This is a genomic window from Micromonospora sp. NPDC007208 (assembly GCF_042869175.1).
Taxonomy (GTDB): Bacteria; Actinomycetota; Actinomycetes; order Mycobacteriales; family Micromonosporaceae; genus Micromonospora; species Micromonospora foliorum.
On sequence record NZ_JBIAFG010000003.1, the window covers coordinates 355479 to 370409 of the forward strand.

At 72.8% G+C, this 14931-nt stretch carries 12 protein-coding genes; 4 read left to right on the forward strand and 8 right to left on the reverse strand.

Annotation, left to right across the window (positions count from 1 at the left end):
* Positions 1 to 25: 25 nt before the first annotated feature.
* The 3 genes from ACFYL6_RS08005 to ACFYL6_RS08015 all read right to left on the reverse strand — a co-directional run bounded on the left by ACFYL6_RS08005 (position 26) and on the right by ACFYL6_RS08015 (position 5244).
* Positions 26 to 3634 (reverse strand): ATP-dependent helicase, encoded by a 3609-nt coding sequence (locus ACFYL6_RS08005; RefSeq protein WP_387169009.1) that lies wholly within the window; start codon positions 3632 to 3634, stop codon positions 26 to 28.
* Between the two features lie 210 nt (positions 3635 to 3844).
* On the reverse strand, positions 3845 to 4390 hold the full coding sequence (locus tag ACFYL6_RS08010; RefSeq protein WP_387169012.1) for a TIGR00730 family Rossman fold protein: 546 nt from the start codon (positions 4388 to 4390) through the stop codon (positions 3845 to 3847).
* On the reverse strand, positions 4390 to 5244 hold the full coding sequence (locus ACFYL6_RS08015; RefSeq protein ID WP_387169015.1) for a TIGR00730 family Rossman fold protein: 855 nt from the start codon (positions 5242 to 5244) through the stop codon (positions 4390 to 4392). The genes ACFYL6_RS08010 and ACFYL6_RS08015 overlap by 1 nt, the downstream gene beginning before the upstream one ends.
* A gap of 154 nt (positions 5245 to 5398) precedes the next feature.
* On the opposite strand from ACFYL6_RS08015, the gene ACFYL6_RS08020 reads away from it, so the two are divergent.
* Positions 5399 to 5575 (forward strand): hypothetical protein, encoded by a 177-nt coding sequence (locus tag ACFYL6_RS08020; protein WP_387169018.1) that lies wholly within the window; start codon positions 5399 to 5401, stop codon positions 5573 to 5575.
* 88 nt (positions 5576 to 5663) lie between these two features.
* On the opposite strand, the gene dapE is transcribed toward ACFYL6_RS08020, so the two are convergent.
* Positions 5664 to 6737: a succinyl-diaminopimelate desuccinylase gene (dapE, locus tag ACFYL6_RS08025; protein WP_387169021.1), complete on the reverse strand. Its 1074-nt coding sequence runs from the start codon at positions 6735 to 6737 to the stop codon at positions 5664 to 5666.
* A gap of 78 nt (positions 6738 to 6815) precedes the next feature.
* Here dapE and dapD point away from each other — a divergent pair, with 78 nt between their 5' ends.
* On the forward strand, positions 6816 to 7775 hold the full coding sequence (dapD, locus tag ACFYL6_RS08030) for a 2,3,4,5-tetrahydropyridine-2,6-dicarboxylate N-succinyltransferase (RefSeq protein ID WP_387169024.1): 960 nt from the start codon (positions 6816 to 6818) through the stop codon (positions 7773 to 7775).
* A gap of 51 nt (positions 7776 to 7826) precedes the next feature.
* Here the strand turns inward: dapD and ACFYL6_RS08035 are convergent, their stop codons facing one another.
* A complete protein-coding gene (locus ACFYL6_RS08035) occupies positions 7827 to 11249 on the reverse strand; it encodes a S8 family serine peptidase (protein ID WP_387169027.1) in 3423 nt (1140 codons plus the stop codon).
* A gap of 76 nt (positions 11250 to 11325) precedes the next feature.
* Here ACFYL6_RS08035 and ACFYL6_RS08040 point away from each other — a divergent pair, with 76 nt between their 5' ends.
* Positions 11326 to 11883 carry a sugar O-acetyltransferase gene (locus tag ACFYL6_RS08040; RefSeq protein WP_387169030.1) on the forward strand — a complete coding sequence of 186 codons (558 nt, stop codon included), beginning with the start codon at positions 11326 to 11328 and terminating at the stop codon, positions 11881 to 11883.
* A 45-nt stretch (positions 11884 to 11928) separates the two neighbouring features.
* Complete coding sequence (locus tag ACFYL6_RS08045) at positions 11929 to 12567, forward strand: dihydrofolate reductase family protein (protein WP_387169033.1); 639 nt, start codon at positions 11929 to 11931, stop codon at positions 12565 to 12567.
* Between the two features lie 18 nt (positions 12568 to 12585).
* On the opposite strand, the gene ACFYL6_RS08050 is transcribed toward ACFYL6_RS08045, so the two are convergent.
* From ACFYL6_RS08050 to ACFYL6_RS08060, 3 genes are read right to left on the reverse strand one after another with little or no spacing between them, the layout of a single operon-like run.
* Positions 12586 to 13233: a nucleoside/nucleotide kinase family protein gene (locus ACFYL6_RS08050; protein ID WP_387169036.1), complete on the reverse strand. Its 648-nt coding sequence runs from the start codon at positions 13231 to 13233 to the stop codon at positions 12586 to 12588.
* Positions 13233 to 13883: an SIMPL domain-containing protein gene (locus ACFYL6_RS08055; protein ID WP_387169039.1), complete on the reverse strand. Its 651-nt coding sequence runs from the start codon at positions 13881 to 13883 to the stop codon at positions 13233 to 13235. Before ACFYL6_RS08055 ends, ACFYL6_RS08050 begins: the two co-directional genes overlap by 1 nt.
* A gap of 10 nt (positions 13884 to 13893) precedes the next feature.
* Complete coding sequence (locus tag ACFYL6_RS08060) at positions 13894 to 14922, reverse strand: prephenate dehydrogenase (protein ID WP_387169042.1); 1029 nt, start codon at positions 14920 to 14922, stop codon at positions 13894 to 13896.
* Between the last annotated feature and the right edge of the window lie 9 nt (positions 14923 to 14931).

Below are 14931 nucleotides of genomic sequence, written 5' to 3' on the forward strand. Positions count from 1 at the left end.
CCAGGTCGCGACTGGGCTCGCACGCTCACTCCTCACCCTCACGGGTGCGCCGGACGGTGGGCGGCTCGACGACCTGACGCCCCTGCCCGGAGACCGGGCAGCTGGTGCGCACCGGGCAGACCCGGCACTTCGAGTTGGCCACCGCCGCGAACGTGGCGGCTGCCATCGTATCGGCGGTCCGCCGGACCAGCGCGGTCGCCCAACCGGCCGCCGGCCCCTCGCTGGCCGCCGGCTGATTCTGCTCCCTGGCGTCCTTGGCGGAGGTCCCGAGCTGCACCAGCGCGGCACCCCCGGACTCGTCACCGAACTCGGCGAACGCCCCCGCCTCCACCGCCGCCTGGTACGCGCCGAGCTGCGGGTGCTCCGCCAGGTCGGTGCCGGTGACAGCGGTGGACTTGCCGGTCTTCAGGTCGATCACCACGAGCCGCCCGGCCTCGTCGACCTCCAGCCGGTCGACCCGACCGGTCAGGTCGACGGGCCGGTTCGGGTCGTCCAGGCGGACGGCGAACTCGTGCTCGATGGCGAGCAACCGACGCGGGTTGGTGGCCAGCCAGCGGAGCAACTTGTCGACCATCACCTCGGCGCGTTCCCGCTCCGGCCCGGCCATCCACCGGGCCGCCAACTCGATCGCGTCGAACCGGGCGGCCACGTAGTCCAGCAGCGCGCCCCGGTCCGCGCTGGCGTCCTCGGCGAGCATCGCGGCGGCGTGCACCAGGTTGCCCACCCCCTGCGCGGTGCTGGTCGGGCCGCTACCGCCGTGCCGTTCCAGCAGCCACCGCAGGCTGCACCGCAGCGCGCTCTCCATGGCCGACGGGGTGACCCGCACCGGGTCGCCGTCGTCGACGAGCGGCCGGTCGTCGGAGAGCACCCGCAGCCCCCACCAGTCGTCGGGGTGCGCACCGGGCACGCCGGCGGCGGCGAGCCGGGCCAGTTCGGCCGCCGCGCCGCGCCGCCGGGCCGCCGGGGCCGCCGGGTCGGTGATGGCGGTACGCAGTTCCGCGACCAACGCCGGCAGGGTGAGCGCCCGGGGTGGACGGGTCACCGGCAGTGCCCCGGGGCGGTCCGGCTCCTCGTCGGTCTCGCCTGCCGCGGCGCCACCCCCGGTGCCGCCCGGGGACCGCTCGGTGCGAGGACCGGGCGGCGGGGTCGTCGAGCCCGGCGGGGTCGCCGTTGGCGGGGTCGGCGTCGGCGGGGTCGGCGTCGGCGTTGGCGGGGTCGGCGTGGGTGGGGTCGGCGTGGGCGGCGGGCCCGGCGGCGTTGGTGGCGGGGTGCTCGGGCCCAGCTCGTGCAGGAACCGGCTGGGCTGCTCCTCGTGATCGTCACCGCCGACGGCGGCCGACGCCACGGCGCTGACCAGCAGCCGGTGCCGGGCCCGGCTGATGGCGACGTGGAAGAGCCGGCGCTCCTCGTCCAGCAACGCCGAGGTCTGACCCACCACGTTCGCCGCGGTCGCGCCGTCGACCGACCGGCCGGCCAGGACGTCGACCAGCCGCTCGGAGCCGAGCAGGCTGCCGCGCAGCCGCAGGTCCGGCCAGATGCCCTCCTGCACGCCGGCCACCGCGACCAGATCCCATTCCAGGCCCTTCGCGGCGTGCGCGGTGAGCAGGCGTACCGCCGCACCCCGGTCGGCGGTCGGGGCGATGGTGTCGGCCGGCAGGTCCTGGGCGAGCACGTGGTCGAGGAAGACCTCGGTACGCGCGCCGGGCAGCCGGTCGGTGAACCGGGCCGCCGCGTCGAAGAGGACCAGCACGGCGTCCAGGTCGCGGTCGGCCGCCTCGGCCCGCCGGCGCCGGGCCAGGTCGCCCTCGCCGGCCTCCGGACGCCCCTGGTTGATCGCGCCGGCCCACCGCTCGGCGAGACCACTGGCGTGCCAGACGGCCCAGAGCACGTCCTCGGCCGTCGCACCCGGCCGACCGGCGGCTTCGCGTGCGATGGCCAGCAGCCCGGCCACCGCCTGTGCCGGCTCCGCCCAGCGCCGCTCGATGCCGGCCAACTCCTCCGGGTCCTGCAACGCCTCGACGATCAGCTCCCCGGAGGGGCGTCGGTCACCGCCGGCCAACGCGAGCGCACGCAGGCCCTGCCGCAGCCGCCGCTCGGCCAGCGGGTCGGCCCCACCCAGCGGCGAGTGCAGCAGCGCGACGGCCGCCTCCTCGTCGAGTCGTTCCGGCTCCAGCGCGCAGCGCAGCAGGAGCAGCAGCGGCGCGACCGCCGGTTGCAGGTGCAGGGGAAGGTCCTCGCCGTGCACCACGGTGGGTACGCCGGCAGCGTGCAGCGCCCGTCGCAGGGTGGGCAGCTGCAACGCGGTCGACCGCACCAGCACCGCCATCCGTGACCAGGGCACACCGTCGAGCAGGTGGGCCGAGCGCAGCGCGTGGGCCAGCCAGGCGGCCTCGCTGGTCGCCGAACGGAACGTGTGCACCTCGACCACGCCGGGCGGCGCGTCCGGAAGCGGGTGCAGCCGACGGTGCGCGGCCGGACCCCGCAGCCGGCGACCCAGCCGGGCGATCGCCGCGAGCAGACCCGGCCCGGCCCGGTACGACGTGGTCAGCAGCACCTGTGCGGCCGGCGCGCCGGAAGCCGTCCGGAAGCGGTGCGGGAACGTCGCCACTCCGGCCGGGTCGGCGCCCCGGAAGGCGTACGTGGACGAGTCGGGGTCGGCGAACGCGACAAGCGACTTGCCGCCGCCGGCGATGACCGAGAGCAACTCCTGTTGGGCGGGGTCGGTGTCGGCCAGTTCGTCGAGGTAGACGTGGGCGAGCCGACGGCGCTCGGCGGCCAGCAACTCCTCGTCGTCGCGCAGCAGCCCGGTGGCCGCCCGGACCAGCTCCGCCGGGTCGTACGCGATGGAGCCCCGGTTGCTGACGTCGCGCAGGGCGAGCACGGCGACGTACTCCCGGAGGAAGCGGGCGGCGGCCGGCCAGTCGGCGCGGCCGAGCTTCTCACCCAGCCGGGCCAGGTCGATCGGGCCCACGCCGCGCTCGGCGGCGCGCATGAGCAGGTCACGCAGCTGGCCGGCGAACGCTCGGGTCCGCAGGGCGGGACGCAGGTCGGTCGGCCAGCCGACCGGGTCGTCCTCGGGCTCCTCGCCCACCACGTCCAGCAGCTCACGGATGATCAGATCCTGCTCGGGGCCGGTGAGCAGCCGGGGTGATGGTTCGCCCCGCTCGGCGGCGGCGCGGCGGAGCAACCCGAAGGCGTACGCCGGGAAGGTGCGCACCAGCGGCTCGCGCAGCACCCGGTGCCCGTCCTGCGCGATCCGGGCCTCGATGCGCTGCCGCAGGGCGGTGGCGCCTCGGCGGCCGAAGGTCAGCACGAGGATCCGTTCGGGGTCGACCCCCTCGGCCACCCGGGCGGCGACCGCCTCGACCAGGGTGCTGGTCTTGCCGGTGCCCGGGCCACCGAGGACGAGCATCGGCCCGTCGGTGTGCCCGACCACTTCGGCCTGCACCGGATCGGCCCGCCAGCCACCGTCACCGACGGCCAGCCCAGGCCCGGCCACGCCATCGGGCCCACCCGGCGCGCCGACACCGCTCCCGGATGTGCCGCCGCTGGCCGGCACGGAGGCGCTGTCAGGCGTCGTCCCGTCCCCCCGCGCCGGCCCTCCGGGCCGCCGCACCAACCGGTACGCCTGCATCAGCTCATCCCATCAGACCCATACGACACCCACCCACCCAAACCCCACCCCCCACCCCACCCCACCCCACCCCCACCGCACCCCATCCACCCCCGTCGATCATGAAGTTAGCGACGCGACACGCCGACAGCGACGTCGCTAACTTCATGATCGACGCGGACGAGGCGGGGCGGGGAGGCCGGGCGGGGGGTGGGGGGTGGGTGGGGCGGGTCAGGTTAGGTGGGATTCCAGGACGTTCAGGGCCTCGGTGACTGTGGTGGTGACCGTCAGGAGGTCGCGGCCGGCGGGCTTGAGGAAGGTCTGGTCGGCCAAGCCGTCCAGCCAGTCCAGCAGGGGGCGGTAGAAGCCGTCGGTGTCGATCAACACCATCGGCTTGGTGTGCAGGGCGAGGGTGGCGGTGGTCCAGACCTCGAACAACTCGTCCAGGGTGCCCAGCCCGCCGGGCAGGGTGAGGAAGGCGTCCGACTTGTCGATCATCAAAGTTTTGCGACTGGCCATCGAGTCGGTCACCAGCAGCTCGTCCGAGGCCAGGTCGGCGACTTCCAGATCGACAAGCGACTGTGGGATCACGCCGAGGGTGCGTCCACCGGCGGATCGGGCGCCGTCCGCCAGCGCGCCCATCATGCCGACGCAGCCACCACCGCTGACCAGCGTGTGCCCGCGCCGGGCCAGCTCCGCGCCGGTCTCGGCGGCCAGGTCCAACCAGCGCTGATCGAGGGTACGGGAGGAGGCGCAAAAGACGCAGATCGCTGCCATCAGTCCTGGTCCCGAGCCTGAACGGCTGCGGCCTGCTGGTCTGCCCCGGTGCGGGCGACGGCCTCCTCGCGGACCGCCTCCTGCTCGGCGGAGAGCGCGGCCTCCGACGCGACGATGTAGCGGACCGCCTCGTTGACGTCGTCGGTGAGACAGATCAGGTCCAGGTCGACCGGCCCGATCTTGCCGGTGGCGGCCATCGTGTCGCGCAGCCAGTCGAGCAGACCCTGCCAGTAGGCGACGCCCATGAGCACCACCGGGAACCGGGTGACCTTGCCGGTCTGCACCAGGGTGAGCGCCTCGAACAACTCGTCCATGGTGCCGAACCCGCCGGGCAGTACGACGAACGCCTGGGCGTACTTGACGAACATCGTCTTGCGGGCGAAGAAGTAGCGGAAGTCGATGGCCAGGTCGACCCAGTCGTTGATGCCCTGCTCGAACGGAAGCTCGATGCCGAGCCCCACGGAGAGACCGCCGGCCTCGCTGGCGCCGCGGTTGGCGGCCTCCATCACTCCGGGCCCACCTCCGGTGATCACCGCGTAGCCGGCTCGGGCCAGTGCGCCGCCCAACCGCTCGGCCAACTGGCACTCGGCGCTGTCCGGCGCGCTGCGCGCGGAGCCGAAGACGCTGACCGCCGACGGCACGTCGGCGAGGGTGTCGAAACCCTCGACGAACTCGGCGAGGATGCGCAGCGCGCGCCAGGCGTCCTTGGTCTTCCAGTCGCCCCGCCCCCGTGAATCCAGCAACCGCTGGTCGGCGGTACTGCTCGGGATCGCCCCTCTACGCAGGGTGACCGCACCGCGATGCCGCTCCTGTCCTGGACCGCGACCGGCCTCCCGCCCGTTGCTCTGGCTCATGGAGCAACCGTAGTGGAGCAGCACCGGCCGGGTGCGCGGGGCGGGGACGCCGAGAAATTGTTCGGGATCATGGGCAACTATTCGGCGCTCCCGTACGTCTTACTATTCACATACCGGGTATGCCCCGGCGCGCGCCTTCGGGGGAGGAGACAGCGTGATCAGCAACAGCGAGATGATCCGGATCCGTCGCCAGATGCAGCGACGGATCCAAGACGTGGTGGCCGAGCGCCGCCGCACCCGCCAGCAGGACCCAACCCCCACCTCCCCCACCTCCCCCACCCCATCCGGAACCGATCAAGAGGTTTGCGTCGCCGACAACGGGCCCGGCTGACGCAAACCTCTTGATCACCGGGGCGACCGGACGCGACGGGGCGACCGGACGCGACCGGGGCGACCGGACGCGACCGGGGCGACCAGGGTCAGGCCGGGGCTAGCCAGCGGTGCAGGGTTGCCGCGCCGTCGCGGATCTTGCTGATCTCGACGTGCTCGTCGGGGTGGTGGGCGAGGTTCGGGTCGCCCGGGCCGAAGTTCAGCGCGGGGATGCCCATCGCCGCGAACCGGGCCACATCCGTCCAGCCCAGCTTGCCGATCGGCGCGGCGCCGACCGCCGCCAGGAACTCCTTCGCCGGGGCCGCCTCCAGCCCGGGCGCGGCGCCGGCAGCCGTGTCGGTGACGGTCACCTCGAAGCCGGCGAACACCTCACGCAGGTGCGCCTCCGCCTCCGCCGGGGTGCGATCCGGGGCGAACCGGTAGTTGACCTCGACCTCACAGTGATCGGGGACCACGTTGCCGGCCACCCCACCGTTGATCCGCACCGCGTTCATGCCCTCGCGGTAGTCGCAGCCGTCGATGGTGACCCGGCGCGCCTCGTACGTCTGAAGGCGGCGCAGCACCTCACCGGCGGCGTGGATGGCGTTCACCCCGTGCCAGGAGCGCGCCGAGTGGGCGCGTACGCCGGTGGTGGTGACCACCGAGCGCATGGTGCCCTGGCAGCCCGCCTCGACGATGCCGTACGTCGGCTCCAGCAGCACCGCGAAGTCAGCCTGCAGCCACTCCGGGAAGGCCTGGGCGACGAGGTTGAGCCCGTTGTACCGGGACTCGATCTCCTCGGCCTCGTAGAAGAAGTACGTCACGTCGTAGCGCGGATCGGGCAGGGTCACCGCCAGGTGCAGCGCGTACGCGGTGCCGGACTTCATGTCGGAGGTGCCGCAGCCGTACATCAGGTCGCCGCGCATGGTCGACGGGAAGTTGTTGTTCAACGGCACCGTGTCGAGGTGCCCGGCCAGCACGACACGTTGGGACCGACCGAGGTCGGTACGGGCCATCACCGTGTTGCCGTGCCGGTGGGTGGTCAGGTGCGGTACGCCCCGCAGCACCTCTTCGACACAGTCGGCGATCGCCTTCTCGTTGAGGGACACGGACTCTATGTCGACCAGAGCGCGGGTCAGCTGCACCGGATCGGCGAGGACCTCGGGGGTAAGCGGGTTCTCCATGGTTCGCACGGTACCTTCAGGTCTGTCAGCGCGAGGAGCGAGCCGAGGTCAGCCCGGCCGTGACCGAGAGGTGTAACAGTGACGTCCGCAGATTCCGCCTGGGGCATCGGCCTGGCTACGGTCACCGCCGACGAGCAGGTGCTCGATACCTGGTACCCGACCGGCAAGCTGGGCCTGGGCGAGCTGCCGCTGGTCGCCGGCGAGGACAAGGCGGACGTGCTCGACCTGCCGCCGGCCGCGCTCGGTTACCGGCCCCTGCCCGGTCTGCGTACCGTGCAGGTGGTCACCGTGATCGGCTCGCTGGACGACCCGATCAAGGCCGCGTCCGACGCGTACCTCCGGCTGCACCTGCTCTCGCACCGCCTGGTGCGACCCAACCAGCTCAACCTGGACGGCATCTTCGGCAAGTTGGCGAACGTGGCCTGGACGTCCGCCGGGCCGTGCCCCCCGGAGCGGGTGGACGAGTTGCGGGTGATCGAGCGGGCCGCCGGCCGGCACCTGGCGGTGTACGGGGTCGACAAGTTCCCCCGGATGACCGACTACGTGGTGCCCTCCGGGGTGCGGATCGCCGACGCCGACCGGGTCCGCCTCGGCGCCCACCTGGCCGCCGGCACCACCGTGATGCACGAGGGCTTCGTGAACTTCAACGCCGGCACCGTCGGCACCTCGATGGTCGAGGGGCGGATCGTGCAGGGCGTGCTGGTCGGCGACGGTTCCGACATCGGCGGCGGGGCCTCCATCATGGGCACCCTCTCCGGCGGCGGCACCGACAAGATCAGCATCGGTGAGCGGAGCCTGGTCGGCGCGAACGCCGGCGTCGGCATCTCGCTCGGCGACGACTGTGTGGTCGAGGCCGGCTGCTACATCACCGCCGCGTCGAAGATCACGCTTCCCGACGGCCGGGTGGTCAAGGCCCGCGAGCTGTCCGGCGTCGACGGCCTGCTCTTCTGGCGCAACTCGGTCACCGGCGGGCTGGAGGCCCGGCCGCGCACCGGCCGGGGCATCGAGCTGAACGCCGCCCTGCACGCCAACGACTGACGGACCCGCCGGGTCCGCGGCACTCGGCCGCGGACCCGGACGGGGTACGCCTCAGCGCAACCGGTACGCCTGGATGATCCGTTGGGTCACCGTGTTACCGGCGGTGTCCCGGGCGGTGGCCCGCAGCGACGCGTAGCCGGGGCCGGCCGGATGCCGCAACAGGGCCGACCAGCCGTCGGCCGAGGTGCGGACCAGCTTCGCCTTGCTCCAGGTCTTCCCACCGTCGTACGAGACGTCGACGGTGAGCTTCTCCACCCGGGTGGCCGGCGCGCCCGGCTGCCGTTGCACCCGCACCGGGACGATGAAGCCCTGACCGGCCGGAGCGCTGTTGTCGACCCGCAGCGGCGGCGCGAAGCGCACCGCCGACAGGGGCAGTCGGGCCGGCGTCTCACCGGCGACGTGCCTCGACCGGAAGGTCCAGCTGGACTCCACCTCGGTGCTCAGGTCGGTGAAGCTTCGCTTGGACGACGTGACGAGCCGGTAGTCCGCCGCACCCGGTGGCACGGTGAACTGTCCGTAGCCGGCGTACTCGCTCTCGCCGACCAGCTTGCCGTCGCGCCAGAGCTCGGTGTGCTCACTGTCGCTCAGCGAGCCGCCCGGGTGCCCGGCCGCGTCGCTGAAGATCGGCACGTCGACCAGGATGGTGTCGCCGACCCGGGTGACGCTCTGCTCGGGCCAGCGCGGGTTCGGGAAGGACGGTGCGTACGGCGCCTGGTTCCAGATTTCCTGCACCGTCCGCCCGGCCCGGTACGCGGTGGGGATGGAGAAGAGCACTGCCTTCGGGTTCAACCACCCATCCTCGTCCACCGTTCCGAAGTAGACCTCGGATTCCCACTTCACGCCCTTGGTGTTGTAGTACTCGACCCGCTGGCCGGGCACGACGGTGGGCAGGACCACGGCGGAGCCACCGACGTTGTACTCCAGCTCGGGGTACACGATCCGCTCGGCCTCCATGCCCGGGTAGCCACCGCGGAACTGGTGCACGACGGTGGCCAGGTCCCGCCGGGCGTAGTCGCGGACGAACCCGGTGGGCATCCGGCCAGGGATCGCTTCGGCCAGCGCGTACAGGTACGGGCTGTTGGCCGTTTCCGGCTTGGTCCACTGGCTGGTGAGGGTGGCGACGAACTTGTCGGCGGAGACCGGCTTGCCGATCTGACCGCTGGTCAGACCGGTGAAGGTGTCCGCCCAGAGCCCGATGCCGTACCCACTGCCGTCGTCGGCGGTGAAGTTGCCGCTGAGGTCGATCAGTTGCGGGACCGCTGTCCGGTCCGGAACGGTAGTCCGCACCGGCTTGGCCCGGCGGGCGTCCACGACGATCCGGGTGTCCCGCTCGATTGTCACTTCGGGCTGCATCAACAGGGACATGTCGCGCGGCTCGTCCTCCGGGCCGGGCTCGAAGACGAGGCCACTCAGGCCGTAGTGCCCCTTGGGCACCCGCACGGTGGCCACCCCGTCGGAACTGACGAGGTCCCAGGAGCCGTAGGTGTCCATTCCGACCAGGAGGGTCCAGTGGTCCGCCGTACGCGCACCGGCGCGGTTCAGGTGCTCCACGGTGAGCGTGTAGCTCTCCACCTCCCGGTTCACGGCCAACGGGGTGACCGCGACCGCTGCCCCGGACCGGGCCATGATCCGCCCGGTCCAGTAACCGTCGGCGTCGCCGAGTCGGGTGTCAGTGGTGACGGTCGTGGCGGCCGTACCGCCCGCCGGCACGGTGAGTTGGTTGGCGCCCAGCTGGAACAGGCCGGCCGGCAGTGCCCGACCGCCGGGGCCGGCGCCCTCGATGCTCAGGTCCACGGTGACCGGGGCCGGACCGTCGTTGCGCCAGGTCACCGTGCGGGTGATCGGGGCGTCGTCATTGTGCGGCCAGAGCGTACGCCCGAACGAGACGCTCACCGGGTCGGTGGTGATCTGCTGGGTGATCGCGTGTGCGACGTCGACCCGCCCGGCACCCTGTTGGTAGGCGGTCTGGTCCGGGTGCGGCTTGGCGGCGGCCATCAGGGTGGCCTTGAGCCGGTCGGCCCGCCATCCCGGGTGCTGCTGGGCCAGCAGCGCGGCCGACCCGGCCACGTGCGGGGTGGCCATCGAGGTGCCGGAGAGCGTGACGTAGCGGTCCCCCACCGGATCGCCGATGAAGCCGTTGGCGGACCGCGCGGCGACGATGTCGACACCGGGCGCGGTGATGTCCGGCTTCAACGCGTCGTCGCCGACCCGCGGGCCCCGGCTGGAGAAGTCGGCCAGCTCGTCGTCGCGGTCCACCGCACCAACGGCGAGCCCGGCGTCGGCGCTGGCCGGGGAGCCGACCGAGCCGTCCGAGCCGTCGTTGCCGGCGGCGAGGACGAAGAGCGTGCCGGTCTGGGCGGTCAGGGTCTGCACGGCCTCCTCGATCGGGTCGACCTCCGGGGTGTCCCAGCCGCTGAGGCTCATGTTGACCACGGCGGCCTTCTTCTCCACCGCGGCCCACTGCATGCCGGCGAGGATCGCCGAGTCGGTGCAGCCCACGTCCTCACAGACCTTGCCGTCGAGCAGCGTCGCGTCCGGCGCCACGCCCCGGTACTTGCCGCCGGAGGCCGCGCCGGTGCCCGCGATGGTCGAGGCCACGTGGGTGCCGTGGCCGACCGTGTCCCGAGCGTCGGCGACCTCGGTGAAGTTGCGCGCCTCGGCCACCTTGCCGGCCAGGTCCGGGTGGGTCGCGTCGACGCCGGTGTCCAGCACCGCGACGGAAACTCCCGCGCCGGTGAACCCGGCCGCCCAGGCCGCGGGCGCGCCGATCTGCGGCACGCTGTGGTCCAGCGTCACCCGTCGATAGCCGTCCAGCCAGATCCGCTCGACGCCCCCCGCCGCGTCGAGCCGGGCCCCCCCAGCGGGACCAGTGGTGACCTTCGCCCACACCGCGCCGAGGGAAGACTTGTCGCTGTTCAGGGCGGCACCGCGAATCACCGGCAGGTCGCGGGTCAGCTGCGTGCCGGGCAGAGCGGCCTGGGCACGCCGGGCGGTACCCGTCGGGCCGTACGCCACCAGCAGCGGCAGGGTGTTGCGGTGGGCGTCGTCGTAACCCGCCTCGACCAACCCGGTGATGTCGAAGAGTCGCCGGTCCACTTTGCCGGAGCGCAGCAACGGCACCGCGTCCGTCGGCGTCACGGAGAGGCGCCCGCGCTCGCGCTGGATCAGGAACTGCACGTCCTCGCGGCCGGCGCCGGGCCGGACCGAGGCGCCGGAGGCGGTGACGGTGACCCGGTCACCGGTGATCAGCGTGACGGTGGTCGAACGGTTGGCGACGGGTCCACCCGGAGTGGACTGTGGACCGGTGCCGCCCGGTGGGGCGGGTGCGGCGGTTGCGGCTGAGACCGGAGCCGGCGCGGAGAGCGCCAGCGCGAACACGAGGCCGAGAGCGGCCAATCTTCTTCCCTGGTGCAACGGATCCTCCTCGTCAAGCGTCTTGATGGATGGAGTCACATTGACAACCCAGAATTGCATACTCGGTATGTAAAATGAAGGCCGAAATATGACGGACCCGCCACGAGCCGACGAACCGGGCCGGCATGATCGGGCGGTGACCTCCATGAAGGACAAGATGCTCGCCGGTGAGCCATACATCGCCGACGATCCCGAGATCATCGCCGACCTCGACCGGGCCGCCCGACTGATGGAGCGCTTCAACACCAGTCCCGCGGCCGATCCGCAGGCCCGAATCGCGACACTGCGGGAACTCCTCGCCGAACTGGGCGAGGACACCTGGATCCGCCCACCGTTCTACTGCGACTACGGCTGGCAGATCCGGATCGGCCCGCGCAGCTTCGTCAACTACAACGCGGTCTTCCTCGACGTCGCTCGGATCACCCTCGGCGCGGACGTCCAGGTCGGCCCGAACGTGCAGCTACTCACCCCGACACACCCGGTCGAGCCCGGCCCGCGACGGGACAAGTGGGAGGCGGCCAAGCCGATCACCATTGGGGACAACGTGTGGCTCGGCGGTGGCGCGATCGTGCTGGCCGGCGTGACGATCGGCGCGAACACCGTCGTCGGCGCGGGCGCGGTGGTCACCCGGGACCTGCCCGCCAACGTGGTGGCGGTCGGCAACCCGGCCCGGCCGGTCCGTCAACTCGACTAGGGTGCGCCATCAGGACCTTGTTCGAGCGGGAACACGGAGGACAGCATGGGCACCATCCACATCGACCTCTTCGCGACACTCGACCTGGTCGCCCAGGCGCCGGGTGGCCCCGAGGAGGACCCCGAAGGCTTCCCGTACGGAGGGTGGCAGGCGCCCCTGTTCGACGAGACGGGCGGCCGCCAGGTCGTGGACGGCATGCGGGGCATGGACGCGCTGCTTCTGGGCCGCCGGACCTACGACATCTTCGCCGCGTACTGGCCGCACCAGACCGACGGCGTCGACGGCGGGATAGCCACCCTGTTCAACAGCATCCCGAAGTACGTCGCCTCGCGCGGCAACCCGGATCTGGACTGGACGGGCTCGACACACCTCGGACCCGACCTGCCCAGCGCCGTCCGCGCGGTGCGGGACAAGCACGAGAAGGTCCACGTGATCGGCAGCCTGAACCTGGTGCAGACCCTCCTGCACGAGCGCCTCTTCGACCAGCTCAACCTGTGGATCTTCCCCATCGTGCTGGGCGTCGGCAAGAAGGTGTTCGACGGAGGCGAGGTGCCCGCCAACCTGACACTCCTCGAACCACCCGCCACCTCCGACACGGGCGCGGTGCTCCTGCGGTACGGCCTCGCCGCCGGAACGCCCGGCACCGGCGACATGAGCCGACCGAACCGCGGAGTAGCGGAGTAGCGTCCCGGCGGTCCGCGGTCAGGCCGCCGGGGGCTCCGACAGGCGGACCACCAGGTCAGCCCGGTCGGCGGTGGGGGTGATCAGGGCGGCGTTCGACTCGTCGCTGCCCAGCGCCCATGCCCGCGCCTGCTCCGGAGACCGACCGAACGCCTCGTGCCGGGCGGTCAGCCGGCGGTGCCGCACCTCGGCGTCCAGGTCGAGGAACCACGCCTCGTGCAGCAACGGGCGGATCTCCTGCCAGGGGAAATCCTGCAACAGCAGGTAGTTGCCCTCGGTCACCACCAGCCGGACCGACGGTGGCACCTCGATCGCTCCGGCCACCGGCTCCTCCAGCTCCCGGCGGAACTCCGGCGCGTAGACCGACGTCGGCTCCAACCGGTGCAGCCGGCGCAGCAGCGAGACGTACCCGTTGGCGTCGAAGGTGTCCACCGCGCCCTTACGGTCGGCGCGGCCCAGACGGACCAGCTGCGACTGCGCCAGGTGGAAGCCGTCCATCGGCACCAGGCAGGCGGCCGACCCGACCTCGGCGACGATCCGCTCGGCCAGGGTGGACTTCCCGGCGCCCGGCGCACCGGCGATGCCGAGCAGTTGTCGCGGACCGGCCTCGGCAAGCACCAACGCCCGCGCCACCAACTCGTCGGCGGACAGCACCCGGGCCGGCGGCATCAGCCCAGAACCGGGTCGCTGATGGTGAAACGCGCCTGCACTGCCGCCTGCACAGTCTGCGGCTGCGGGTCCAGTTCGAGCTCCGGCGGGCCACCACCCGCGCCGGCGCCCCCGGCGAAGGCCGCACGGGCGAACATCGGCCGGTCGGCGGGGCCCGCGTCGGCCAGCTCGATCAAGGAGGTGACCCGGGCGCCCAGCGCCTCCGCGTACTCCCGGGCCCGCAGCAGCGCGTCGCTGATCGCGGCGTGCCGGGCCGCACGGTGGGCGGGGCTGTCCGGACGAAGCTCCCACCACGGGCCGGCCACCTCGACCTGGTCCTGGTCGGCGAGCCGGAGCATCAGCTCACCCAGCGCGGTGAAGTCGGTGACGGTGACGGTGGTGGTGACACTGCCGTGCCAGGCGACCACCCGCTCACCCGAACGCCGGGTCTCCGGCCGCACCCGCAGGTCGCCGGTCTCCCGCCGCGCCACCGCCGACCCGGAGCCGTCCAGCAGCACCCGGACCGCCGCGGCCCGCTCGGCCAACCGGGTCAGCGTCGCCTCCCGGTCCCGGTCACGGGCCGTCGCGGTGACCGCGAACCGGGCCAGCTCGGGCGGCACCTCCCGGTACGCCTCGCCGCGCACCTGCACCACCGGACCATCCACCGCCATGTCCCTCAGCCTAGTCAGCCACGGGAAGCCACGCGGCGTAGGAAACCTCGTCCGGATCGACCTGGCACCCGGTCAGGTGCCCACCGGCGCCGCCCAACTCGCGCAGCCAGGTCACCTCGGCGTCATGGTCGCCGTCGGCCGCGAACCGCCGGGACTGACCGGTGAACCGCCGGTCCAGCAGCGCCGAGCGGGCCGCCCTGGCCTCGGCGTAGCGGGCGATGAGCGCCGGCGCGTCGTCGGCCCGCAGGGCGGCGGCCAGCCCGTCCAGGAACGCGGAGACCTCGGCCAACTCGTGCAGTACCCGGTCCCGGTTGCCGAGCAGCATGTTCGCGGTCCGTTCCGCCGGAGTGCCGGCGACCCGCGTACCGTCGGAGAAGCTTCCCGCCGCCAGCGCCAGCACCGCGTCCCGCAGCGGCGCCCGCTGCGTCGCCCCGGCCAGCGCACCCGCCAGCAGGTGCGGCACGTGCGAGGCGAGCGCGGCCACCGAGTCGTGTGCCGGCGCGGCCATCGGCACGACCCGGGCGCCGAACAACTCCACCAGCAGCCCGGTCAACCAGCGGAAGGCGGCAATCGCGGCACCGGGGGCCGGGCAGAGCACCCAGGCCGCACCGGCCAGCAGGGTCGGCGAGGCGGCGGTCAGACCGGCGGACTCCGCGCCGGCCATCGGATGCCCGGGGACGAACCGTTGGGTGAGCCCGAGCCGATCGGCCGTCTCGGTCACCTCCACCTTGGTGCTGCCGACATCGGTGAGCACGCAGTCGGGCCCGGTCAGCTCGGCGACGCGGGCCAGCGTGTGCGGCAGGGTGGGCAGCGGGCCGCAGAGGAAGACCACGTTCCGGTCGGCCACGGCCTGCTCGATCGTGGCCGGGGCGACCACACCCCGGAGCTGGGCGCGCTCCCGGGTGGCCGGGTCCGGATCCCATCCGACGACGTCCAGGCCGGCGTCGGCCAGGCGCAGCAGCAGCGAGCCGCCGATCAGCCCGGTGCCGATCACGGCCGCGCGCACCCTGGCGTACCGCCCGGTCGTGCCGTCGGTCATCGCCGGGCC